This window comes from Janthinobacterium sp. GW823-FHT06H09, assembly GCF_058794735.1.
This window is the reverse complement of sequence record NZ_JBXAHC010000001.1, coordinates 399,255-422,209: the sequence shown is the minus strand read 5'-3', so window position 1 is coordinate 422,209 and position 22,955 is coordinate 399,255. Positions and strand designations below refer to the sequence as shown.

Here is a 22,955-nt window from a genome sequence, read left to right as displayed (position 1 = left end):
TCAGATTGTCGCGCGCAAGATAGTGCTGTATTTTAGCAATTCCTTAATTGCCGGTTCCCCATGCCATGAGTCAAAGCAGCCAGTTTTCCTTATTGTCGCAGCGCCGTTTCGTGCCCTTCTTCTGGACCCAGTTCTTTGGCGCCTTCAACGACAATCTGTTCAAGACGGCCCTGATGGTGATCCTCGCCTACGATGCGCTGAGCTGGACCACGCTCGACCCGTCCACCATCACGAATCTGATTCCCGGCCTGTTCATCCTGCCCTACGTCGTGTTTTCGGCCACGGCCGGCCAGCTGGCCGACAAGTTTGAAAAGGCGGGCCTGGCCCGTTTCGTGAAATGGATGGAACTGGCCATCATGGCCGTGGCCGCCGCCGGCTGGATGACGCACACGCTGTGGCTGCTGGTGGCGGCCGTCGTGGGCATGGGCGTGCATTCGACCCTGTTCGGTCCCGTCAAGTATGCGTATCTGCCGCAGCAGCTCAAACCCGAGGAATTGGTGGGTGGCAATGGCCTGATCGAGATGGGGACGTTTGTCGGCATCTTATTGGGTGAAATCCTCGGCGCCGTGCTGATCGTGCACAAGCCGCTGGGCGTGGAACTGGTGGCCGGCGCGACCATCGCCGTGGCTGTCTTCGGTCTGATCGCCAGCTACCGCGTGCCGCGCACGCCAGCGCCCGAGCCGGACTTGAAGGTGAGTCTGAATTTTGTCGCCGAATCGTTGCGCAACCTGAATTTTTCGCGCAAGAACCGTCCCGTCTTCCTGGCCATGTTGGGCAACTCCTGGTTCTGGTTTTACGGCGCCCTGATCCTGGCCCAGTTCCCCGTGTATTCGAAGGATTTCCTGCATGGCGACCACAGCGTGTTCGTGCTGCTGCTGACCGTGTTTTCCGTCGGTATCGGCACGGGCTCCCTGTTGTGCGAGCGGCTGTCGGGCCACAAGATCGAGATCGGCCTGGTGCCGTTCGGCTCCATCGGCCTGTCGCTGTTCGGCATCGACCTGTATTTCGCCAGCAATGCGTATGCGAATACGCACATCGTTGACGCGCTGGCGTTTGTGGGCCAGGCGGGCGTGCCGCGCATTTTGATCGACATCGTCATGATCGGCGTGTTCGGCGGCTTCTTCATCGTGCCCCTGTTCGCGCTGATCCAGACGCGCTGCGACCCGAAACACATTTCGCGCACGATCGCCGGCATGAATATCCTGAACGCCCTGTTCATGGTGGCGGCCGCCGGCGTGGCCATCGTGCTGCTGGGAAAGGGTTTCACCATACCCCAGCTGTTCCTCGTCACGGCGATTCTGAATGCGCTGGTGGCCGCCTACATCTTCTCGCTGGTGCCGGAATTCCTCATGCGCTTCCTGGCGTGGATACTCATCCAGACCGTGCACCGGGTCAAAGTCGTCGATGGTGAGCGCATCCCCGCGGAAGGCGCGGCCGTGCTGGTTTGCAACCACGTCAGCTATGTGGACGCCATCGTCATCATGGCGGCCAGCCCCCGTCCGATCCGCTTCGTCATGGACCACCGCATCTTCAAGATGCCGCTGATGGGCTGGATTTTCCGCACGGCCAAGGCGATTCCCATCGCGCCGGCCAAGGAAGATCCTTTCCTGATGGAAAAAGCCTTCATCGATATCGCGCAAGCGCTGCATCAAGGCGAACTCGTCTGCATCTTCCCCGAAGGCAAGTTGACGCGCACGGGCCAGATCAGCGAATTCAAGGGCGGTATCGCCAAGATCGTCGAGCGCAGCAAGGTGCCCGTGATTCCGCTGGCGCTGCGCGGCTTGTGGGGCCATCTGTTGAGCCATCGCAACGGCCATTTGTTCGAACGCGCCTTCAAGGCGGGCTTGCGCTCGCGTCTGTCGCTGGCCGTGGGCATGCCCGTGGCGCCCGAGGCCGCCACGCCGGAACTGCTGCAGCAAAAGGTGCAGGAATTGCGCGGCAAGTGGAAGTAAGCGCTATGGCGTTTGCGTAGCCGTCCCTTCCTGCCGCGCCAGGTGCGCGCGCAGCAGGGCGGTGATGGCGTCGAAATCCACGGGTTTCGTCAGGTGATGGTCGAAACCGGCTTGCTCCGTGCGTGCGCGCGCCTCGCCCTGGCCCCAGCCAGTCAAGGCGATCATCAGCACGTCGCGCCCCTGCGCGCGCTGGCGGATCTGGCGCGCCGCCTCGTAGCCATCCATGTCCGGCATGCCCAGATCCATCACCACCAGTTGCGGCCATATCCTGTCGACGGCCGCCAGCGCCTGCGCGCCGCCATACGCGACCTGGGCCGCATAGCCCTCGAGCTGGAACAGGCTTTGCAGGGAATCGGCCGCGTCGCGGTTGTCGTCCACCACCAGCACTGGCACGGGCTGGCCCGCGCCGGCGGGCGTGCCGCTTCCGGCGGCGGACGGCGTGGCGGGTGCGGGACCGCCGGCGCTGGCCGGCAGGGTGACGATGAAGCGGCTGCCACGTCCGGGGCCGTCGCTGTAGGCCTCGATGCTGCCGCCATGCATTTCGGCAAATTGGCGCGCCAGGCTCAGGCCGATGCCCAGGCCGCTGGTCATCTGGCCCGCCACCGTGCGTCCCTGTTCAAACATGGAAAAGATGCGCGCGATGGCGTCCGGGTCGATGCCGATGCCATTGTCTTCGATCATCACCTGCAACTGGCCCTGCGCCAGGCGTGCCGTAATGTGGATGAGCCCGCCGTCCGGCGTGAATTTCACGGCATTCGAGACGATATTGGCAAAGACCTGCACCACCCGGGCATAGTCGGCGTGCAATGTCACGGCATGCGGCGGTAGATCGACGGTGATGCGGATGTGCCGGCTGCTGGCCGCAGGCAGGCATAGTTCGATGACATGCTCGAGCACTTGCTGTAACTCAAACTCCTTGCGCTGCAGCAGGACCTTGCCGCTGCTGATGCGCGCCACGTCGAGCAAGTCGTCCACCAGCCGTGTCAGGTGCGTCACCTGGCGCTCGATCACGGCGCTCACCTTGCCGACCTGTGCCGATGCCGGAAACAGGTGCTTGAGCAGGGTCACCGACGACTTGATGGGCGCCAGCGGATTGCGCAGTTCATGGCCGAGGCTGGCAATGAATTCGTCCTTGCGCCGCTGCGTCTCGCGCAACTGGTACTGGCGCTGGCGCGCGCGCAGCATGGCGTGCGCCGAGGTGATCAGGGTCAGGATGTGCACGGGGCGTTCCAGCAGGGTCAGGTTGCCCAAGGTGGAAATAGCTTGCCGCACGGGCAGGGAATCGAGTCCCGCGTGCGTCAGCAGGATGATGGGCAAGTCGGACCAGTCCGGCTGCTGCCGGGCATAGGCGTCGAGCACGGTGTACACGCCAGCATGCAGCGCCTCTTCCACCGTCAGCACGCCGCCGGCGCCCAGCGCCAGCTGCTCGGCCAGTTCGCCGGGCGAGCGGCAGGCGTGGCTGGCGATGGCGCTGCCCGCCAATACCGTGCCGGCCAGGGCGGCATCCTGGCCGGCAGGCGCGTAGATCAGGATGCGCTGCTCCATGGTAGTCCTAAGGGAAAGGCGTGCCGCCGATGGTGGGCAAGCCCGACAGGATGCCGTGAAAGCCGGCCAGGGCCGGTCCGATGCGGATGCCCTGCGGGCTGATCTCGAAGCGGCGGATGGTGCGCTCGTGCGTGCTGTCGCGTTTCTTGAAGACGGAAATGGCTTGCCGCACCTCGCCTTCCGTTTCGTAGTAGCGCAGCATGATGACGCTGTCGGCCAGGTAGCTGGCGTCGGCCGCCGTCGTCATCGAGGTGCCCAGCATGTTTTGCTGCACGCCGACGAGCAGGGTGGCCACGCCGTGCTGGCTCAGGTAATTGAGCAGTTCATGCAGGTAGGTGCTCTGGAAGCGTTCATCGGGCACCGCATGCATGTAGCCGTTCAGGCTATCGATGACGATCACCCTGGCGCCCCGCTGCGCTGCGTCGACCACGGCCTGGGCGAATTCGCCCGGTGTCATCTCGGCCGGATCGATCTGCTGTGCGCTCAGCAAACCCGTGTCGAGCGCCTCCTGCAGGCGCATGCCCACGCTGTCGGCCCGGGTCAGGAGCTTGCTGCGCGCTTCCTCGAACAGGAACATGGCGCACGGTTCGCCGCGCGCGGTGGCCGCGTGCACGAATTGCGCCGCCAGGGTGGACTTGCCGCTGCCGGCGGGGCCGGAAAGGAGCGTGCTCATGCCTTCTTCCAGGCCGCCGCCTATCATGGCGTCGAGTTCGGGCACGCCGCTCGACAGGCGCCGATGGCCGCCATCGCGGCGCGTGTCGGCCGCCACCAGACGGGGATAGACGACCAGGCCGTCACGGGCGATCTTGTAGTCGTGCGTGCCGCTGCGAAACGCCACGCCCCGGTATTTCACCACCCGCACGCGGCGGCGGTCATTGCCATAGTCCTGGTTTTGCAGCTCCAGCGAGATCACGCAATGGGCCACGCTACGCACTTGCAAGCCGTCGTCCAGCGCGGAGCGGTCGTCGATCAGCACGGTGGTGCAGTGCCGGCTGGCCAGGTATTGTTTCAACGCCACGACCTGGCGCCGGTAGCGCAAGGGGTTTTCCGCCAGCAGCTGCAGTTCGGACAGCGAATCGAGCACGAGGCGGGCCGGACGGTGCTTTTCGATGGCGGCCAGGATGCGCTGGTTGGTCGAGGCCAGTTCGATTTCCGACGGGTGGAAGATCGTGTACTGGCGCTCGGGGTCGAGTATATCGTCGCTGGGCGCCACTTCTTCGATGGCGATGCCGGCCAGGTCCCAGCCGTGCGACAGGGCCGCGGCGCGCAGCTCGATTTCCGATTCGGCCAGGGCGATATACAGCACGGGCGTGCCCTTGCGCGCCCCTTCGGCCAGAAACTGCAGCGCCAGCGTGGTCTTGCCTGTGCCTGGCACGCCTTCGAGCAGGTACAGGCGCTCGGGCAGCAGGCCGCCCGTCAGTATGGTGTCGAGACCGGGGATGCCCGTCGACAGCAGTGGCGGCGCGTCCAGGCCGCCCGCGCCATCGTCTTGCGCCGTTCCTTGCGCCTGTGCTGTCGTCATCGCGTCCTCGCTTCGCCACGCTGTGGTCAATATATTAGCGCGTCCGCTGCGGCATGTCTTTTCGATACCATTGGTAAATAATCACGGGCGCCATGCAAGCCGGGGCCGGCAGTGTTGCACACTTGTCGTCAGGCTCAGCAAAGAAATCTTGACCCTGCTAAAGTATTGATTCAATCCAACTCTCCCGCTTTGCCGTTTTGCCGCCGCCGGCCTGAATTTCCGATGGATCCTGCTGGTGCGCACCTGCTGTTGTTGTCGCCATTTAATTGCATCATTAGCAACAAAAAACGCTTAAAGGTTACTTTGTTTCAATTGTAACGCTGCTTGACGATTTTAGAATGATCGTTCATTCTTTGATCTGCGTTAATAAATTTAGTCATTTCTAACGACACTAGCCAGCTTCTTTTTCAGAAAGTCCAAGATGCAACCAACCTTTTCCCTGACGTCGCCGCGTACGAGCGGCGCTATTGCCGTTCTGTGCGCCACTGTAATCATGGCCGGCTGCAGTAAAAAACAGGAAGCACCTCACGCGCAGCAAGCGCCGCAGGTGGTCGTGTTTACTGTTAATCCGGCCGCGTTGCCGATGAGCGCCGAATTGCCCGGCCGCACGAATGCCTACCAGGTCGCCGATGTGCGCCCGCAAGTGGGCGGTTTGATCCAGAAGCGCCTGTTCGTCGAGGGTAGCGATGTGAAAGCGGGCACGGCCCTGTATCAGATCGATTCCGCTACTTACCAAGCCGCCGCCAATTCGGCCAAGGCCGCCCTGTCGAAAGCCAAGGCCAACCTGCTGACGGCCGGTCCGAAAGCGTCGCGCTACAAGGAGTTGGTGGCCATCGAAGGCGTCAGCCGTCAAGAGTACGATGATGCCGTCGCCGCGTTCGAGCAAGCGAAGGCAGACGTCGAGTCCGCCACCGCGGCGCTGGAATCGGCGAACATCAACCTGCGCTACAGCACCGTGACGGCGCCGATCAGCGGCCGCACCAGCCGCTCGACCGTGACGGCCGGCGCGCTGGTCACGGCAGGCCAGGCCGAAGCGCTGACCACCGTGCAGCAACTCGATCCGATCTATGTCGACGTGACCCAGTCGAGCACCGACCTGCTGCGCCTGAAGCGCCAGATGGCCGACGGCTCGCTGAAGAAAGTGGGCGAAGGCCAGGCCAAGGTCGACCTGATCCTGCCGGACGGCAGCAAGTACGGCGCATCGGGCAAGCTGCAGTTTGCCGGCGTGACGGTCGATCCGACCACCGGCAACGTGATCTTGCGCGCGCTGTTCCCGAACCCGAAAGGCGAATTGCTGCCAGGTATGTACGTGCGTGCGCAGCTGGAAACGGGCGTGGATGAGAAAGCCATTACCGTGCCGCAAGTGGGCGTGACGCGCAACCAGAAGGGCCAGGCTACGGCCCTGATCCTGAACAAGGAAAACAAGGTCGAGCAGCGCGTGCTGACCACCAGCGGCACCATCGGCACCAACTGGCTGGTGACGTCCGGCCTGGCCGCAGGCGACCGCGTGATCGTGGAAGGCTTGCAAAAAGTCAAGCCAGGCGCGCCGGCCGTTGCCGTGCCGGCCAAGGCCGAAGCTGCTCCTGCGCCCGCGCCCGCCGCTGCCGCTTCTGCCGCCGCATCGGCTGCCAGCGCCCACTAATTCAGGAGAATATTAATGGCCCGTTTTTTCATTGACCGCCCGATTTTTGCCTGGGTGGTCGCGATCGTCATCATGCTTGCCGGCGTGATTTCGATCCTCAGCCTGCCGATCGCGCAGTACCCGAGCATCGCTCCGCCGTCGATTTCGATCAGCGGCTCCTACCCTGGCGCCTCCGCCAAGACCGTGGAAGATGCGGTCACCCAGGTCATCGAACAAAAGATGAAGGGTATCGACGGCTTGCGCTACATGTCCTCGTCGAGCGATGCGACTGGCGGCATCAGCATCACCTTGACGTTTACCAGCGGCACCAATCCCGACATCGCCCAGGTGCAGGTACAGAACAAGCTGCAGCTGGCCACGCCGCTGCTGCCGACGGCTGTCACGCAACAGGGTCTTGTCGTGTCGAAAGCCACGAAGAACTTCCTGATGGTGTTCGGCTTCATTTCCGAAAACGGCAAGATGGACCAGACCGACTTGAGCGACTATGTGGCCGCCAACGTCGTCGATCCGCTGAGCCGTGTTGCCGGCGTGGGCGACGTGACCCTGTTCGGTTCGCAGTACGCCATGCGTATCTGGCTCGACCCGGCCAAGCTGCAAAGTTTTAACCTGACCCCGGCGGACGTGATCACGGCCGTGCAGGCGCAGAATGCGGAAGTGTCGGCCGGTGAACTGGGCGGCACTCCGTCCGTCAAGGGCCAGCAGCTGAACGCGACCGTCTCGGCGCAAAGCCGTTTGCAAACGGTGGAGCAGTTCGGCGCCATCTTGCTGAAAACCACGACCAACGGTGCCATGGTGTACCTGAAGGATGTGGCCAGCATGGAACTGGGCCGCGAGAACTACAACACCGTGGCCCGCTACAACGGCCATGCGGCCACCGGCGTGGCGATCAAGCTGGCGACGGGCGCCAACGCGCTCGATACGGCCAATGCGGCGAAAGCCATGCTGGGCAACCTGAGCAAGCAATTCCCTGAAGGCATGAGCTACCAGGTGGCGTTCGACACCACTCCGTTCGTGAAACTGTCCATCGAAGAAGTGGTGAAAACCCTGGTCGAAGCGGTCATCCTGGTATTCCTGGTGATGTACCTGTTCCTGCAAAACTTCCGCGCCACCCTGATCCCGACCATGGCCGTGCCGGTCGTGCTGCTCGGTACCTTCGGCATCCTGAATGCGTTCGGCTATTCGATCAATACGCTCACCATGTTCGCCATGGTGCTGGCCATCGGCCTGCTGGTCGACGATGCGATCGTGGTGGTGGAAAACGTCGAGCGCGTGATGAGCGAAGAGGGCTTGTCGCCGCTGGAAGCGACGCGCAAGTCCATGACGCAGATCACGGGCGCGCTGGTCGGTATCGCCATGGTGCTGTCGGCCGTGTTCGTGCCGATGGCCTTCTTCGGCGGTTCGACGGGCGTGATTTACCGCCAGTTCTCGATCACGATCGTGTCGTCGATGGTGTTGTCCGTCGTCGTCGCGCTGGTGTTTACGCCAGCCTTGTGCGCCACCCTGTTGAAACCGGTCGAGAAGGGCCATCACGCGACGAACAAGGGTTTCTTCGGCTGGTTCAACCGCAGCTTCGACCGCAGCAGCAATAAATACCAGGGCTGGGTCGGCGCCATGATCACGCACCGTTTCCGCTCGATGCTGCTGTACGTGCTGCTGCTGGCTGGCCTGGTGTTCATCTTCATGCGCCTGCCGACCTCCTTCCTGCCGGAAGAAGACCAGGGCATCCTGTTTACGCAGATTCAATTGCCGACGGGCGCCACGCAAGAGCGCACCCTGAAGGTGATCGAACAGGTCGAAGACCACTTCATGAACAGCGAGAAAGACAACGTCGCTTCCGTGTTTGCCGTCGCCGGTTTCAGCTTCGGCGGTAACGGCCAGAATACGGGTATCGCCTTCGTGCGCCTGAAAGACTGGTCGCTGCGCAAGGACGTGGCGCAGAAAGCGCCGGCCGTGGCCGGCCGCGCCATGGGCAAGTTGTTGCAGATCAAGGATGCGATGGTATTTACGTTCGCTCCGCCTGCCGTGCTGGAACTGGGTAACGCCACCGGTTTCGACATGCAGCTGCAGGATATCGGCGGTGTCGGCCATGACGCCCTGATGGCGGCGCGTAACCAGTTGCTGGGCATGGCGTCGCAAAACCCGGCCATGGTGGGCGTGCGCCCGAACGGCCAGGAAGATACGCCGCAGTACAAGATCGACATCGACCAGCAGAAAGCCACCGCGCTGGGCTTGCAGATATCGGAAATCAACCGCGTGCTGAGCGTGGGCTGGGGTAGCTCGTATGTGAACGACTTCCTCGACCGTGGCCGCGTGAAGAAAGTGTTCATGCAAGGCAATGCCGAATCGCGCATGCTGCCGGAAGACTTGAACAAGTGGTTCGTGCGCAACACGGCTGGCCAGATGGTGCCGTTCTCCGCCTTTGCCACCGGCAAGTGGATTTACGCGTCGCCACGCCTGGAACGCTACAACGGCTTGCCGTCGGTAGAGATCCTCGGTACGCCGGCGCCGGGCCAGAGCACGGGCGCCGCCATGAACGCGATGGAAGAGATGGTGGCGAAGTTGCCGCCTGGCATCGGCTTCAGCTGGACCGGCGTGTCGCTGGAAGAGCGCGAATCCGGTTCGCAGACGCCGCAGCTGTACGCGCTGTCGCTGCTGATCGTCTTCCTGTGTCTGGCTGCGCTGTATGAAAGCTGGTCGATTCCATTCTCGGTGCTGCTGGTCGTGCCGCTGGGCGTGATCGGCGCCGTGCTCGGCACGTGGCTGTTCGGCCTGTCGAACGACGTGTACTTCCAGGTGGGCTTGCTCACGGTGGTGGGTCTGTCGGCGAAGAACGCCATTCTGATCGTGGAATTTGCCAAGGAAATGCAGGAATCGGGCATGTCGCTGCTGGACGCGACCTTGCACGCGGTGCGTCTGCGTCTGCGTCCGATTCTGATGACCTCGATTGCCTTCGGCCTGGGCGTGTTGCCGCTGGCCATTTCCAGCGGCGCCGGTTCCGGCAGCCAGAACGCCATCGGTATCGGCGTGCTGGGTGGTATGTTGACGGCCACGTTCCTCGGTATCTTCTTCGTGCCGGTGTTCTTCGTGCTGGTGCGCGGCTTCTTCTCGAAGCCGGACGCGCCCGCCACGCCGGCGACGCCTGGTTCGCCAGCCGTCACGCTTTCCAAGGATGCACATTAATATGAAAAAATCACTACTCTCCATGGCGGCGCTGGCCTTGCTGGCCGGTTGCAGCCTGGCTCCCACGTACGAGCGTCCGGCAGCGCCGGCGCCGACGGCGTGGCCGACGGGCCCTTCCTACAAGGCCGACACGGCCGCCGCCGACGCCAAGCCGGTGGCGGACGTCGCCTGGCGCGAGTTCTTTGCCGATGCGCGCCTGCGCCAGGTACTGGAACTGGCGCTGGCCAACAACCGCGACCTGCGCGTCTCGATCCTGAACATCGAGAAGGCGCGCGCCACGTACGGCATCGAACGCGCCGCCCTGATCCCGACCCTGTCGGCCTCGGGCGGCCAGTCGGCCACGCGCATTTCGAAAAATGCCAGCCCGACGGGCGAAGCGTCCATCAACCGCCAGTACACGGCGAACCTGGGCGTGTCGGCCTACGAGCTGGACTTCTTCGGCCGCGTGCGCAGCCTGTCCGACAGCGCGCTGGAACAATACCTGGGCACGGAAGAAGCACGCCGTGCACAGCAGATCAGCCTGGTGGCCGAAGTGGCCAGCACCTATCTGAACCTGGTGGCCGACCAGCAGCGCCTGCGCGTGGCGCAGGACACCTTGAAGAGCCAGCAGTCGTCGTATGACCTGGCCGTGCGCCGCTTCAGCGCGGGCGCCACCTCGGGCCTGGACAAGTACGATGCCCAGACCAGCGTCGAGTCGGCCCGTTCCGACGTGGCTGTCTACACGAGCCAGGTGGCGCTGGACCAGAACGCGCTGGTCTTGCTGGTGGGCGGCCCCGTGCCGGCTGACTTGCTGCCGCCAGCCGAGTTCGGCACCGTGACGGCGCTGACGGACATTCCGTCCGGCGTGCCGTCGGACGTGCTGCAACGCCGTCCCGACGTGCTGGCGGCGGAGCGCACCTTGCGCGCCGCCAACGCCAACATCGGCGCGGCGCGCGCGGCTTTCTTCCCGCGCATTTCGCTGACGGCCACGGCCGGTTCGGTCAGCGACAACCTGTCGGGCCTGTTCAAGGCGGGCAGCGGCACGTGGAGTTTCTTGCCGCAGATCAGCTTGCCGATCTTCGATGGCGGCGTGAACCGCGCCAACCTCGATATCGCCAAGGTACAGCGTGAAATCTCCGTGGCGCAATACGAAAAGGCGATCCAGGTCGCCTTCCGCGAAGTGTCCGATGCGCTGGCCCAGCGCGGCACCATCGACGAGCGCCTGCAATCGCAGGTCTCGCTGGTCGAGGCGTCGACGAAGAGCTACACCATCCACGATGCGCGCTACAAGCAGGGCGCCGAGTCCTACCTGAACGCCCTGGTGGCCCAGCGCGCGCTGTACACGGCGCAGCAAAGCCTGATCACGGCGCGCCTGGCCAAATCGACCAACCTGGTCACCTTGTACAAGGTGCTGGGCGGCGGTTGGCAGCCTGAGCAGACGGCCGTCGCGGCGGCTGGCGGCGCCCAATAATCACGGGGACGCCGACGCCGGCCTTGCCCGCAAGGGCAGGGCCGGCGCGCTACTGGAAAAGTCATGAACCAAGTTGAAAAGAAGCATCCGGATCCCGAGCGCGCCAACACGCGGCGCAAGCAGGTGCTCGACGCGGCCGAAAGCTGCTTCAGCCGCCGCGGTTTCCACGGCGCCAGCATGGCCGAGATATCGAAGGCGGCCGGCATGAGCGCGGGCCACATCTATAATTATTTTGACAGCAAGGATGCGATCATCGCCGCCTTCGTCATGCAGAATACGGAGCGCGTCTCCAATTTGATGCAGGACCTGGCGCAGCGCGAAGACCCGCTGCAGGCCGTGATCGACAATGCGGGCGAGCATGTGCTCGAAGCGCTGGACCCGAGCACGTGGATGATGCCGCTGGAAATCTTTGCCGAAGCGTCGCGCAATCCGGCGATCGCGGAAATGCTGCAATGCTCGGACCGGCGTTCGCGCCAGTTATTTCTCTCCATCATCCGGGATGCGCGCATCAAGCGCGGCTTGCCGGCCGACGAGGAAATGTTGCAGGGGCGCCTCGATGCCCTGGTGGCGCTGTACCAGGGCTTGCCCGTGCGCTTCATTCACCATCCGGACGTGAAGGTCGAACCGCTGATCGCGGGCTTTCGCATCGTCCTGACGGCGCTGCTGCTGAGCGAATAGGGCGCTTGAGCGGGACATGCAAAAAAGTTTGCGCAGATCGACATGAATCGCGCGCAAAAGCATGGCAAAAACCTAAAAGCGTCTGCTATAATTCCCACCTCGTCGGGGCGTAGCGCAGCCTGGTAGCGTACATGCATGGGGTGCATGGGGTCGGAAGTTCGAATCTTCTCGCCCCGACCATTAGATTCAAGGAGTTACAGCGCAGGCTGTATAGAAACCCAGTACTGTTTATTATACGTTTGTATAATATCGGTGCTGGGTTTTTCCGTTTACAGAAGCGGACGCTGCGTTAGAGCTGCACCCGCCATGATTGACTCGACAGATATGTGCACCAAGCAAGTAACGATAGATCTTACCTACGCCAAGAATGCTTTGTTCGTTCGTCAATCCGTTGCGGTCGCTTTTGGCGTGCCAATCGATAGGGAAATAACTTGGGTCTTCCTTCAAGATATGCTCTGTAATGCCAGCGAGTGTGCATTACCTGCGCGGGTGTTAGTCTGTGGCCTGCCAAGTGCTAGCGGCGCGATTGGCGATGAGATTCGAATGCTCCGCACCTTTCTCCGCGCGCTTGCGACAACGCGAAGCATCGAAGTTCAGATTGTTTTGCACGATTAAACATGTGGCGCTCTGCCTCTGCTCTGGGGCGACAGTTGCCGTACGCCGTAGGGCTGACATCGGCCAGGAACAGTCATTCGCGTTGACCTGACAATACGTGACCTTTCTCGCTTGCTAAGTCGTTATGCTCATGGGCCGCTAGCGGCCAAAGACGGACGCCGATGAGCATATTTTTCGATTCACGGAGAGTCATATCAAAACACTTGCACGCGCCATAATTTTCGCCACACAATATATAAATAGTCGAGCCGGCGACGCCTTGGACGACGATGTCGCGGTACTCGAAGAGATTTCAGCGGAGTTGAAAAAAACTTCCGTCGAGGAAAAGAAATGCCTTATCCAAACCGCAAAAGAGCTCGGACTTGAATCTTGGCTGGATGAAATGGGCATTGATTAAGTGCGCAGAAAAAGATATTGGAAAGCTGCTGTTGGGCCGGGAGCGGACGTTGAACAGGCATGCGCTGCTGCTTGCCTGCCTTTACGGGCAAGAACACAATCGTCTTCAACGATTCTGAACGCAAGTCGATTCTGCGTCGAATTTTCCCGGGCTACTTTCAGCGACGCTAACGACTGCAAGAGCAGCCGCTCGTTAGAATAGAGCTTGTTTAATTCAGGGCATGCAGTCGTCCATTTCTAAGTATGGAATCAATGACAGTGATGGCAACAAAGTGGAAGAGCCAGGAGGTGCGAAGCTGCAATGGCCTCCTGTGCAGCAATGGTGATCTCTACGACGTGCACGCAACCAGAATGGCCAGGGTACGTGAAAAACAGGAACTTGGCTGTTGGCTCAATGTCGCGATTCTGGCGCAAGAAGAGTTGTATGGTGGACGGTACATGGTTAAGTGCGGAGAGGCTGCGGAACACGGCTCAATCGGCGTAGTCGTTTTGGAATCGCTGCAAAATCATGAACCTGTTTGGACGTTTGTTTCGGATCAATCCAATCCATTTGATCAAATAACAATCAAGGGCGGCTTGGTGTTGGTGCTGTCAACGTCAGGCGCCGTGTTACGGTTTGGTGCGCCAATGAGGGAGGCAAGGCTTCTGCTTCCGAGTACTTCGATCCATGGTTCTAACGACGAGCGCTTGTAAAGTGAGACGCTGCGCGTCCGCTATGCTTAGGTGATGCCTTTTAAGCAGCCTCCGGCCACAAGCGGTCAGTCGTGAACAGGGCGACAGATCGGCTTCATCAACAGATGTGAAGCGACGCTACGATTATTTGGCGACGACCTCATTCCCGAAGAGGTGTGCCGTCTATTCGGCCATTTCCCTTCGCAGGCATGGATGGTCATCCCCCTGTTTTTAGAGCGCGTTAAAAGTAGCGCTTGAGCGGCCATGGCAAGCTTTTGTTTTGGCGTGATGGCGTCAAGTGCCGTGTTCGGCCGGTCGTGATTGCAAGTCCACAGCCAGCGGGTTGCCAAATCCTCGATATCCTCGAGCATTTCAAACAAATAATGGGCCAACCAGTCGTAACGCACCGTGCGGTTATGTCGCTGAAAAATGGATTGATCAGCGCTTCCCTCCGCTATTCTCCTCAAAGCATATGCCGACAGGCACCCGGCGGCGTGCCGATGACGCGCTTAAAAGCACGACTGAACGCGGCTTGCGATGTATAGCCAAGGCGTCGGGCGACGACGTCGATGGACACGCTTTCGTGAGTGAGCAATTGTCTCGCAAGGCGCATTCTCAATTCCGTGGCATAGCGCAAGGGCGGCACTCCGATGGTGGTTTCAAAGCGTTGGGCGAAAACAGAGCGGGAGATATGGCACTCCGCAGCCAACTGCGCAACTGTCCATTCACGACCAGGCTGGCGGTGCAGCGCCAATATGGCGCGAGCAAGGCGCGGATCACGCAAGGCGGCGAGGAGACCGGAAGCGTTTTCACAACCGCATTCAATCCAGCCGCGCACGATCATTGCTGCAGCGACCTCCGCCAGGCGAGCCAGAATGCCTGCAAAGCCAATACGGCCGGCACAGATTTCACGCTTCATTGACTCAAGAACAGGCAGCAACCCGGGATAGCCTTGCGCTTGCGTGTCAGCCACCATGACAATTGGCATCAGCTTGCCGATCCCTTGCATCCCGCCGAGATCGAATTCCATGCAGCCGTAAAAAATAACTGCACTGGGCACGGGGTGCGTACTGGGACATGTGTCTACTCCGCTAACGGATTCACCCAGGGGCGCGACATCGAACTTTTCGATGTCCTGAAATGCAATACCCGCATCCGATAGAAGCTGATGTTTCCTGCCGTGAGGCATGAACACCGCGCTACCGGCGGACAGCTTATGCAACTCACCATCATCGGTACACAGGAAGGCAGTGCCAACAGCGAGGAAGTGGAAGTAGGCGTGGCCTGGCTTGTCTTCAAAGCCTATGCCGAAAGCTGGACCGGTCTGAATACGCCGGTACTGGACTCCACGCAGGCGCATGCCTGTCAATAGTTCACTGACGAGATTAGATAATGGAAAAATTTGATTTTGCTTGCTCATTTTAGGTGTTTCGATCAAAACATCCGGACCTGCCATCATAGATCATCCTGGATTTTACCTCTAGACTTTCGACTCCGATTGTTTTAGGGATTTCAGAGATGAACAACGATGTTTTTGCTACCGAGCTAACGCCCAACGCGAACGATGTGTCTGTTCCAGAGCCAGCGACAGCGGCATGGATGGCAGTGTTTTCACTGGCCATGGGGGTTTTCGGTTTACTGACGGCGGAGTACCTGCCAGCCAGTCTGCTGACCCCGATGGCCTTCGATCTTGGCGTATCGGAGGCACTAGCTGGTCAGGCAGTGACGGTGACGGCCGTAGTGGCCATGTTCGCCGGGCTGTCGGTGCCAGTTCTCACGCGTAATTTTGACCGGCGTGTCGTCTTGTTGGCTTTCACGGTGCTGATGATCGCCTCCAACTTGCTGGTGGCGTTGTCCTCAAGCTTGACAGTATTGTTGGTGATGCGCATTCTTCTGGGTGTCGCGTTAGGAGGCTTCTGGAGCATGGCGGCAGCCGTGGCCATGCGACTGGTGCCGGCAAAGCTGGTGCCGCGAGCGCTATCCATCATATTCAGTGGCATCGCCATCGGGACAGTCGTTTCCGTACCGCTGGGCAGTTACTTAGGGGGCATATATGGCTGGCGCAGTGCATTTATAGCAGCCGCGGCTGTCGGAGGGCTGACACTTTTGTTTCAATTGTTCACGCTGCCCCGTATGGCGCCGCGTACGATGACGCGCACCACATCGGTGCTGCGATTGCTCCGTCGCCCGGGGATCGGGATCGGGATGTTGGGCTGCGTACTGGCCCATACCGGGCAATATGCATTGTTCACCTATATTCGCCCCGCTCTTGAAAGCGTTGTCCATATAGATGTAAATGGTTTGTCTCTGATGCTCCTGGGTTTTGGTGTCGCCAACTTCATTGGCACGCTGCTGGCCGGCTGGCTAATGGAGCGTAGCCTGCGTGCCACTTTAGTGCTCATGCCTGCGCTGGTGGGCTTGGCGGCATTCGGCATGATCCTGCTGCCAATCCAAGGAACAGGTCTGATGTTTTTGGTCGCTCTGTGGGGCCTGGCGTTCGGCGGCGTACCTGTCGCCTGGTCCAACTGGGTAGCCCGTGCTGTCCCGGATCAAGCGGAGACAGCAGGCGGCATGGTCGTCGCTGCGGTGCAATCGTCAATAGCTGCCGGCGCTGCATTGGGTGGCATTATGTTCGGCTTTGGTGGAGTGACAGGCGTTTTCATGATTGCTGGCGTTGTGATGCTGTTCGCCGCTCTCGTTATCGCTTTAAAAGTTCGCGTGGAACTGCCGCAGCACGGTGCGACCGCTGCCCCGGTGCTGCACGGTTGAACGCAAGCCACATCCGAACTGTCCGCCGTCGCCATGCGGACATGCATCATCTGCTATGCAGTTCATCCCTCCTTTCCACCATCCTGTGCCCCGATTTTCGTCCCCTGTCGCTGTCATCAACCTGGCAGCACGGCTTTGACCTATGATTTGCTGGCACATGCACCATGATTATGTTTTCCTTCATCCCACAACCATGAGGTGTCCATGATTCGCTATGTCCTGCCTGCCCTGTTGTTCGCCAGCGCCCTGCCGGCGCATGCCCAAGCCCCTGTCAAGGAAACGCCGCTGATCGAGCGCACCAAGCTGTTCGGCAATCCCAGCAAGTCCGGTGGCAAGCTCAGCCCCGATGGACGGTGGCTCTCGTGGATCGCGCCGCGCGATGGCGTGCTCAATGTGTGGGTGGCGCCGGCCCGCGACCTGGCGCAGGCGCGGCCGCTGACGGAAGAAAAGGTGCGTCCCATCCGCGGCAGCTTCTGGTCGCCCGATTCGACAACCCTGCTGTTCATCCAGGACAAGGGCGGCGACGAGAATTTCCTGCTGTACGGCGTGAACGTGGCGACCGGCAAGCAGGTCAATTACACGCCGTTCGAGAAGACGCGCGTGCGCATCGTCCAGATCAGCAGCAAGGTCAAGGACCGGATTCTCGTCGGCATCAATAACCGCGATGCGCGCTGGCACGACGTGTACAGCCTGGACCTGGCCAGCGGCAAGCTGACCCTGGTGCAGCAGAACGATGGCTATGGCGGCTACCTGGCCGATGAATTGCTCAATCTGCGTATCGCCAGCAAGGCGCGCGCCGATGGCGGCATGCAGTATTTTCGCCTGACGGACGGCAAGGTCGAGAGCACGCCGCTGACCGAAGTCGGTCTGGAAGACTCGCAGACGACGGCGCCGCTGGCGTTTACGGTCGACGGCAAGACCTTGTACTGGACCGATTCGCGCGGCCGCAATACCTCGGCACTGCTGGCGCAGGACGTGGCCAGCGGCAAGACCACGGTCATGGCGCAAGATCCGCGCGCCGACATCGCCGATGCGCTGTACGACACGCGCACGGGCCGCGTGCAGGCCTATACGGTCAATTATCTGCAGCAGGAATATCTGCCGTTGGCGGACGACCTGAAAGCCGACCTGGACTTCCTGAAGAAAAATACCCAGGGCCAGTTCACGGTGACCTCGCGCACGGATGCCGACGATAAATGGCTGGTGAATGTCGATGCCGTCACGGCGCCCCCATCGAGCTGGCTATACGAGCGCAAGACCAAAAAGCTCACGTGGCTGTACGTGACGCGTCCGGAACTGGAAGGCGCGCCGCTGGTGCCCATGTATCCGCAGCAAATCAAGGCGCGCGACGGCCTGAACCTCGTGTCTTACCTGACCCTGCCGCAGGCGTCGAAGGCGGGCGCCGGCGGCAAGGCCATGCAGGCGGTGCCGATGGTGCTGCTGGTGCACGGCGGCCCGTGGGCGCGCGACACCTATGGCTATAACGGTTACCATCAGTGGCTGGCCAACCGCGGCTATGCCGTGCTGTCGGTGAACTTCCGTGGGTCAACGGGCTTCGGCAAGCAATTCATCTCGGCCGGCGACCTGCAGTGGGGCCGCAAGATGCATGACGATTTGCTCGACGCGGTGCAATGGGCGGTGAAAAGCGGCGTGACGAGCGCCGACAAGGTCGCCATCATGGGCGGCTCCTACGGCGGCTACGCCACCCTGGCCGGCATGGCGTTCACGCCGACGACGTTTGCCTGCGGCGTCGACATCGTCGGCCCGTCGAACCTGTTTACCTTGCTGCAAACCATCCCGCCGTACTGGGAAGCGGGCAAGCAGCAGTTCTACAAACGCATGGGCGACCCGACCACGGAAGAGGGCAAGGCGCTGCTCAAGGAACGCTCGCCGCTGAACTTTGCGCAGAACATCCAGCGCCCGCTGCTGATCGGCCAGGGCGCGAACGACCCGAGAGTCAACGTGGCTGAATCGGACCAGATCGTGGCGGCCATGGCGGCGAAGAATATTCCCGTCACGTATGTGCTGTTCCCCGATGAGGGCCATGGCTTTGCCCGGCCCGTCAACAACATCGCCTTCAATGCTGTGACGGAAAACTTCCTGGGGCAATGCCTGGCGGGCCGCGCCGAGCCGATCGGGGCCACCCTGAAGGCATCCACCGCGCAGGTCAAGCATGGCGCGGAGTTTGCGCCGGGGCTGAAGGAAGCGATGTAACAAGCGCTAGTCAAGTAGCAAAGGCGGCGCGCAGGGACAGACGAACGGTTTGGTTCCTCGTGCCGCCGGCATAGCGCGTGCTGCTTGCTTCGACGATGCTGTGCGGGTGATATTTTTTGCTGCAGCCGCTCAATTTTTAGTTAATAGCGATTTTCGCTTGACATCAAATTTGCCTCAATATAATTTCTATTTGGCAATAGTTCTCATCAATTGCGCCGGTGCTCCGGCGTATCCCGTATCTTGGTCTTGTCTTTGTAAAGTGAAAATGTACAAACAAATTAATTGGAACCGCGCTCTGATTGTCGTAGGGCTCGTGGTGGTCATTCCAGGCGTGGTTTTTCTTCTATTTTCTTGGGCTGCCAAAGTGATCTGGCTCAGGTATTTCTACGTTGTAGCGTGCCTGCTAGTGGTCGCGGGGACAATTATTCATTCATTTCGCAAGCGTGACGAGGTGCTTGCCAAGCAGGGCACGGAACGCAATGTGTTTGTCGCCAGAATGAAATTTCGCGCCGAGGTCATGGCCGCGTTTGCCCTCATCGTATTCATCGGACCCTACTATCAGATCGGCTTGAGCCTGGATAAATTGGAAAGAAATGAGCGGAGCCATTATCTCAACGCCGCCTCGGCTATTTTCAAGGAGCATCTTCCCCCTGAGTATTGCTTGTCACGCCCGCAGTTGAAAAAGAGTTGTGACACCATCACTCAAGAAATAGCTGCGCTGTATGTAAATGTAATGCTGGATACGGGGGAAGAAGTCACGAAAAATATCGATGGAATTATCTTGCAGATAAAATTACTCGATTTACCCGCCGCAAGTGCGAAGGCCAATGCGCTGGATGAGGGCGTTTCCAAACTGAAAGTGATTGATTTGAAGGATGGGCTGCTGACATATGCCTTTAGCCTCTTGCCGTTGGTGATCCTGCTATTTGCCAGTTTAGCGGTGTCGTCCAAGGTCGCAGTGGCCTGGGCAGAGCTAAGGGTACGTCTGGATGAACAGCTCGTGGAGAAGGAGAAGAAGGAGAAGGATGAGGCGGAGCAGGAGGCGCGGCGGCAAAAGCTGGAGGACGAGGCGGGCCGAGCAGAGCAGGCAAGCGCATGATCCCTTATCCTTGATGCTCTGGCAGCATGGCGAGAGTGCACGTTGCCGTCTGCCCTGCCATCTCCGCCACCACCTGCTGCAAGGTATCGCCAAAGCCGCCCCGTGCCCTGGCATGGCGGCGGGCGCTGGTGGTGACGCGCGGCGCGGCGCTCCAGGCGATGTGCGCGCCGCACGCTTGCAGCGCGGCCACCATGGCCACGTCTTCGCTGCAAGCCAGTGGCGCGAAGCCGCCGGCGCGCAGGTAGGCGCTGGCGCACACGCCGAAGTTGGCGCCATGGATGTGGCGGTGGCCGTCGGCATCGGTATAGGTGCGGCTGAAGTGGGCAAGCAGCGCCCCGGCGTTGTCGCCGTGCGGCGACCAGTCGTCCACGGCCACCGTGCCGCAGACGGCATCGGCATTCAGGCCCAGCTGTGTACTCAGCCACGATGGCGAGACGCGCGTATCCGCATCCGTGAAGGCCAGCCAGCGGGCACCGCGTTGCAGCAGTTCCTGCGCGCCCGCGGCGCGCGCGCTGCCCACGTTACGCACATTGACGGCGATACAGTCGAGGCGCCAGCGCAGGTCCGTCTGCATGGCGTGCGTCAGCACGATGCGTTGCGACTGGTCGCTGCAGGCGTCGAGCACGATGACGATGCACACCGCTTCTCCGGACAGTCGGGGGCAGGTGACGGCAAGGCGCAATGCCTCCAGGCAGGCATCCAGGCACGCTTCCTCGTCATGTACGGGCACCACGACGCCGATCATGCAAAGCCCTCGCGCTGCGCCACCGAGCGCGCATCGTTCGACCAGATCCCCAGCAGGAAGTCGGTCTCTTCGTGGCGCAGCACGCGGTGCAGGCCGGGCGCATCCTCGAACGCCGCATGCACGCGCACGGTCGAGATGATGCGTTGCGCGAATGGCGCGCGCCAGTGGCACAGGGCGATGCTGCCGCCCGGCGCCAGGCTGGCGATGCAGTGTTCGACCACGCGCGCCAGCTCTTCCGGCGACAGGTAATAGGCGATCTCGCTGAGGACGATCAAGTCAAACTTGTCGGCGCCGGGCAGGATGCGCGGCCAGTCCTGCGGCAGCCGGTGCTGCGCGAGGCTGACGTTGCCGCCTCCTCCGGCGTCGAGCAGCCGCTGCTGCGTGAGCCCCAGCGCTTCGGCCGAGAGGTCGGCCGCCAGCAGGCGCTCGCAGCGCCGTGCCAGCGCCAGTGTCAGCTCGCCATTGCCGCATCCCGGTTCATATGCGTGGCGGTAGCGTTGCTGCGGCAGGCTGGCCAGCAACAGGGCGCGCTTGCGCTCCTCGTACCAGCGCTGGCGCACCAGCCACGGGTCGGCATCCTGGCGATACAGTTGTTCGAAATAGCTGCGGCGCTGGTCGTCGGGCGTGGAAATGGCGCTCATAGAAAATACACCTCCCACGCGTGCAACAGGCGCTGCAAGGCGTCGCCTGCCACGATGGCGGGGCTGCCCGTCGACGGGTCATCCTGCATCTGGCTGGCGAAGCAACGCAGGGCGGCGCGTTTGCGCTGCAGGAGGGGGGCCGGCAATGGCAGCCGGCGCGCGCGGTGCCAGGGTACGCGCGCGTCGCCCGGCACGGCCCAGTGCCAGCCCCAGACGGGCATTTCCACCAGGGTGGCGCCGCTGGCCGAGCAGGCCGAAGCGCAGGCCCAGCCGCACGCTTCATGGTCCGGGTGGCCATCCAGGCGCCAGGTGGTGAAGACGATGTCGCCGGGCCGCAGCTGCGCTGCCAATGTGGCGCTCAGCTGCGGCGTCCTGCCGGCCACGCCGCCATCGGGCAGGTGCAGGCGCAGCCACGCGGGCAGCGCCAATCCCAGTGCCTGCAGCGCTAGCGCCGATTCCTGCGGACGCACCTGGCGCAGGCGTTCCTGCGGCCAGAGTGGCGAGCCCGGGTGGCTGGCGTCGCCGTCGGTGACGGCGACGAACAGCAGTTCGCTGTCCTGCGCCGCCAGCAGTTGCAGCAAGCCGCCACAGGCGAGGATTTCATCGTCGGGATGGGGCGCGACGATCACGGCACGCGCCCCCGGCGGCACCAAGGCGTGGGCGCTGATTGCGGGTAACTCGTTGAGCCCCGGCCAGGATTGCCACACCTGGTCTGGCGTGCCGCAACCTTCGATGCGGCGCGTATGCGTATCGGCAAGAGTCAGCATGTCATAGCGCCCACGGATGATCTTCAGCGCCGGCGACGATACCGCCGAGTACGGCCTGATCGCGCTCGGCATGGCTCTGGCGCAGGAACACGGGCAGGTCGGCCGCCAGTCGCGCGAAACGGGCGTCGCGGCACAGGGGCCCGGCGCCCAGCGCGCGCGTGGTCAGCAGCAGGGCCAGCGTGGCGGCATCTTCCACGGCCAGGCGCAGGCGCAGGGCCAGTCCCATGGCGTCGCGCTGCGGATGGGCGTCGATTTCCGCCGCGCCTTCGCGCAGCAGGGCGCCAGCGGCGCGTAGCGCACAGTCGATCTGGCCCAGCTGCGCCAGGCGCACGGCATCGGGGGCGGCGTGCTGCGCGCGTGCGTGCAGGTGGCTGGCGATGGCGCAGGCGGCGCCGTACCAGGCGGCCGCGATGCCGGCGCCGCCATGCCAGAAGCCGGGACGGGCCAGATATGCGCCCGGCGCGCCTACGGGAAAGGCGCGCGCGGCGGAAAAGGTCACGTCGACGCTGGCGCAGGCGGCCATGCCGACGGCTTGCCAGCCCTGGTCCGTGACGTGCACGCCCGGCTGCGACAGGGCTACCGAGGCCAGGCAAGCCTGGCCGTCCTCATTCCAGCAGCTGACCAAGGCATGGCTGAGGCCATGCGCACCGGAGCACCAGGCCTTGCGTCCATCGAGCACATAGCGGCCATCGGCCGCCTGCTGCAATTGCACGCGCGCGCCCGGCATTTCCGCGCACCATACGCCCCAGCTGCTGCCGGCCGGCACGCCGGGGCCGTCGATTTCAGCCAGGATGGCCAGCGCATCGGTATGGCCCTCATACAGCTTGAGCAGGGACAGGTCGATGGCGGCGATGGCGGCCAGCATTTGCCAGCGCAGCAGGGTGGCGCCGTGGCCGGGCAGGGGCAGCTGGTCCAAGCCCGCATCGCGCAGGCGCCGCAAGCCTTCGATGGGGAGAAAGGCGCTGTCCTGCTGCTGCAGCAGGGCGCTCAGTGCAGCGTGGGACGGCAGGGGGAAAGCGTGGGACGACATGGCAAGCTCCTGTTTTTCAACAGAATAGCTTTCTATTT

The 22,955-nt window shown here is 62.1% G+C and carries 18 protein-coding genes, 1 tRNA gene and 1 pseudogene; 12 read left to right on the top strand and 8 right to left on the bottom strand.

Going from position 1 to position 22,955, the window contains the following annotated elements; translation table 11 throughout:
• The first annotated feature begins 65 nt into the window (after nucleotides 1–65).
• A complete protein-coding gene (locus AC1Q6X_RS02035) occupies nucleotides 66–1,952 on the top strand; it encodes an MFS transporter (RefSeq protein ID WP_492494769.1) in 1,887 nt (628 codons plus the stop codon).
• A gap of 3 nt (nucleotides 1,953–1,955) precedes the next feature.
• Here the strand turns inward: AC1Q6X_RS02035 and AC1Q6X_RS02030 are convergent, their stop codons facing one another.
• Nucleotides 1,956–3,497 (bottom strand): hybrid sensor histidine kinase/response regulator, encoded by a 1,542-nt coding sequence (locus AC1Q6X_RS02030; protein WP_492494767.1) that lies wholly within the window; start codon nucleotides 3,495–3,497, stop codon nucleotides 1,956–1,958.
• A 7-nt stretch (nucleotides 3,498–3,504) separates the two neighbouring features.
• Entirely contained in the window at nucleotides 3,505–5,019 is a 1,515-nt protein-coding gene (locus AC1Q6X_RS02025) for an ATPase domain-containing protein (RefSeq protein ID WP_492494765.1), read from the bottom strand.
• 421 nt (nucleotides 5,020–5,440) lie between these two features.
• On the opposite strand from AC1Q6X_RS02025, the gene AC1Q6X_RS02020 reads away from it, so the two are divergent.
• From AC1Q6X_RS02020 to AC1Q6X_RS01985, 8 genes are all read left to right on the top strand, one after another.
• Nucleotides 5,441–6,661 carry an efflux RND transporter periplasmic adaptor subunit gene (locus AC1Q6X_RS02020; protein ID WP_121670150.1) on the top strand — a complete coding sequence of 407 codons (1,221 nt, stop codon included), beginning with the start codon at nucleotides 5,441–5,443 and terminating at the stop codon, nucleotides 6,659–6,661.
• 15 nt (nucleotides 6,662–6,676) lie between these two features.
• The gene (locus tag AC1Q6X_RS02015; RefSeq protein WP_070219160.1) at nucleotides 6,677–9,841 is read left to right on the top strand and encodes an efflux RND transporter permease subunit; all 3,165 of its coding nucleotides are present in this window, start codon (nucleotides 6,677–6,679) and stop codon (nucleotides 9,839–9,841) included.
• 1 nt (nucleotide 9,842) lies between these two features.
• Nucleotides 9,843–11,291, top strand: coding sequence for an AdeC/AdeK/OprM family multidrug efflux complex outer membrane factor (gene adeC, locus AC1Q6X_RS02010; protein ID WP_070219161.1), 1,449 nt, complete (start codon nucleotides 9,843–9,845; stop codon nucleotides 11,289–11,291).
• A 63-nt stretch (nucleotides 11,292–11,354) separates the two neighbouring features.
• On the top strand, nucleotides 11,355–11,969 hold the full coding sequence (locus tag AC1Q6X_RS02005) for a TetR/AcrR family transcriptional regulator (protein ID WP_230505781.1): 615 nt from the start codon (nucleotides 11,355–11,357) through the stop codon (nucleotides 11,967–11,969).
• Nucleotides 11,970–12,072: 103 nt separating this feature from the next.
• Nucleotides 12,073–12,149 (top strand) — tRNA-Pro (locus AC1Q6X_RS02000).
• 126 nt (nucleotides 12,150–12,275) lie between these two features.
• On the top strand, nucleotides 12,276–12,584 hold the full coding sequence (locus AC1Q6X_RS01995) for a hypothetical protein (protein WP_230505782.1): 309 nt from the start codon (nucleotides 12,276–12,278) through the stop codon (nucleotides 12,582–12,584).
• A gap of 259 nt (nucleotides 12,585–12,843) precedes the next feature.
• Complete coding sequence (locus AC1Q6X_RS01990) at nucleotides 12,844–12,981, top strand: hypothetical protein (protein WP_162995750.1); 138 nt, start codon at nucleotides 12,844–12,846, stop codon at nucleotides 12,979–12,981.
• A 251-nt stretch (nucleotides 12,982–13,232) separates the two neighbouring features.
• Entirely contained in the window at nucleotides 13,233–13,673 is a 441-nt protein-coding gene (locus tag AC1Q6X_RS01985) for a hypothetical protein (RefSeq protein WP_230505783.1), read from the top strand.
• A gap of 236 nt (nucleotides 13,674–13,909) precedes the next feature.
• Here the strand turns inward: AC1Q6X_RS01985 and AC1Q6X_RS01980 are convergent.
• Nucleotides 13,910–14,080, bottom strand: a pseudogene (locus AC1Q6X_RS01980) (integrase core domain-containing protein); the annotation flags it as partial.
• A gap of 35 nt (nucleotides 14,081–14,115) precedes the next feature.
• Nucleotides 14,116–15,111, bottom strand: a complete 996-nt coding sequence (locus AC1Q6X_RS01975; protein ID WP_492494761.1) for a cupin domain-containing protein — start codon at nucleotides 15,109–15,111, stop codon at nucleotides 14,116–14,118.
• Nucleotides 15,112–15,170: 59 nt separating this feature from the next.
• On the opposite strand from AC1Q6X_RS01975, the gene AC1Q6X_RS01970 reads away from it, so the two are divergent.
• The 3 genes from AC1Q6X_RS01970 (at nucleotide 15,171) to AC1Q6X_RS01960 (ending at nucleotide 19,734) form a co-directional block, all read left to right on the top strand.
• Complete coding sequence (locus AC1Q6X_RS01970; RefSeq protein ID WP_492494759.1) at nucleotides 15,171–16,421, top strand: MFS transporter; 1,251 nt, start codon at nucleotides 15,171–15,173, stop codon at nucleotides 16,419–16,421.
• A 204-nt stretch (nucleotides 16,422–16,625) separates the two neighbouring features.
• Entirely contained in the window at nucleotides 16,626–18,635 is a 2,010-nt protein-coding gene (locus AC1Q6X_RS01965) for a S9 family peptidase (protein WP_492494757.1), read from the top strand.
• 49 nt (nucleotides 18,636–18,684) lie between these two features.
• Complete coding sequence (locus AC1Q6X_RS01960) at nucleotides 18,685–19,734, top strand: hypothetical protein (protein WP_492494755.1); 1,050 nt, start codon at nucleotides 18,685–18,687, stop codon at nucleotides 19,732–19,734.
• A gap of 4 nt (nucleotides 19,735–19,738) precedes the next feature.
• Here the strand turns inward: AC1Q6X_RS01960 and AC1Q6X_RS01955 are convergent, their stop codons facing one another.
• The 4 genes from AC1Q6X_RS01955 to AC1Q6X_RS01940 are packed head-to-tail and all read right to left on the bottom strand — an operon-like array spanning nucleotide 19,739 to nucleotide 22,917.
• Nucleotides 19,739–20,479 carry a glycosyltransferase family 2 protein gene (locus AC1Q6X_RS01955; protein WP_230505787.1) on the bottom strand — a complete coding sequence of 247 codons (741 nt, stop codon included), beginning with the start codon at nucleotides 20,477–20,479 and terminating at the stop codon, nucleotides 19,739–19,741.
• Nucleotides 20,476–21,120: a class I SAM-dependent DNA methyltransferase gene (locus AC1Q6X_RS01950; protein ID WP_070219170.1), complete on the bottom strand. Its 645-nt coding sequence runs from the start codon at nucleotides 21,118–21,120 to the stop codon at nucleotides 20,476–20,478. The genes AC1Q6X_RS01955 and AC1Q6X_RS01950 overlap by 4 nt, the downstream gene beginning before the upstream one ends.
• The gene (locus AC1Q6X_RS01945) at nucleotides 21,117–21,887 is read right to left on the bottom strand and encodes a PIG-L deacetylase family protein (protein WP_492494752.1); all 771 of its coding nucleotides are present in this window, start codon (nucleotides 21,885–21,887) and stop codon (nucleotides 21,117–21,119) included. Before AC1Q6X_RS01945 ends, AC1Q6X_RS01950 begins: the two co-directional genes overlap by 4 nt.
• Before the next feature lies 1 nt (nucleotide 21,888).
• Complete coding sequence (locus tag AC1Q6X_RS01940; protein WP_492494750.1) at nucleotides 21,889–22,917, bottom strand: acyl-CoA dehydrogenase family protein; 1,029 nt, start codon at nucleotides 22,915–22,917, stop codon at nucleotides 21,889–21,891.
• Between the last annotated feature and the right edge of the window lie 38 nt (nucleotides 22,918–22,955).

Bases quoted from the DNA above. Each gene is read 5' to 3' on its own strand.
- AC1Q6X_RS02035 (WP_492494769.1), top strand. From the start codon at position 66: ATGAGTCAAAGCAGCCAGTTTTCCTTATTGTCGCAGCGCCGTTTCGTG.
- AC1Q6X_RS02030 (WP_492494767.1), bottom strand. From the start codon at position 3,497: ATGGAGCAGCGCATCCTGATCTACGCGCCTGCCGGCCAGGATGCCGCC.
- AC1Q6X_RS02025 (WP_492494765.1), bottom strand. From the start codon at position 5,019: ATGACGACAGCACAGGCGCAAGGAACGGCGCAAGACGATGGCGCGGGC.
- AC1Q6X_RS02020 (WP_121670150.1), top strand. From the start codon at position 5,441: ATGCAACCAACCTTTTCCCTGACGTCGCCGCGTACGAGCGGCGCTATT.
- AC1Q6X_RS02015 (WP_070219160.1), top strand. From the start codon at position 6,677: ATGGCCCGTTTTTTCATTGACCGCCCGATTTTTGCCTGGGTGGTCGCG.
- adeC (WP_070219161.1), top strand. From the start codon at position 9,843: ATGAAAAAATCACTACTCTCCATGGCGGCGCTGGCCTTGCTGGCCGGT.
- AC1Q6X_RS02005 (WP_230505781.1), top strand. From the start codon at position 11,355: ATGAACCAAGTTGAAAAGAAGCATCCGGATCCCGAGCGCGCCAACACG.
- AC1Q6X_RS01995 (WP_230505782.1), top strand. From the start codon at position 12,276: ATGATTGACTCGACAGATATGTGCACCAAGCAAGTAACGATAGATCTT.
- AC1Q6X_RS01985 (WP_230505783.1), top strand. From the start codon at position 13,233: ATGACAGTGATGGCAACAAAGTGGAAGAGCCAGGAGGTGCGAAGCTGC.
- AC1Q6X_RS01975 (WP_492494761.1), bottom strand. From the start codon at position 15,111: ATGATGGCAGGTCCGGATGTTTTGATCGAAACACCTAAAATGAGCAAG.
- AC1Q6X_RS01970 (WP_492494759.1), top strand. From the start codon at position 15,171: ATGAACAACGATGTTTTTGCTACCGAGCTAACGCCCAACGCGAACGAT.
- AC1Q6X_RS01965 (WP_492494757.1), top strand. From the start codon at position 16,626: ATGATTCGCTATGTCCTGCCTGCCCTGTTGTTCGCCAGCGCCCTGCCG.
- AC1Q6X_RS01955 (WP_230505787.1), bottom strand. From the start codon at position 20,479: ATGATCGGCGTCGTGGTGCCCGTACATGACGAGGAAGCGTGCCTGGAT.
- AC1Q6X_RS01950 (WP_070219170.1), bottom strand. From the start codon at position 21,120: ATGAGCGCCATTTCCACGCCCGACGACCAGCGCCGCAGCTATTTCGAA.
- AC1Q6X_RS01945 (WP_492494752.1), bottom strand. From the start codon at position 21,887: ATGCTGACTCTTGCCGATACGCATACGCGCCGCATCGAAGGTTGCGGC.
- AC1Q6X_RS01940 (WP_492494750.1), bottom strand. From the start codon at position 22,917: ATGTCGTCCCACGCTTTCCCCCTGCCGTCCCACGCTGCACTGAGCGCC.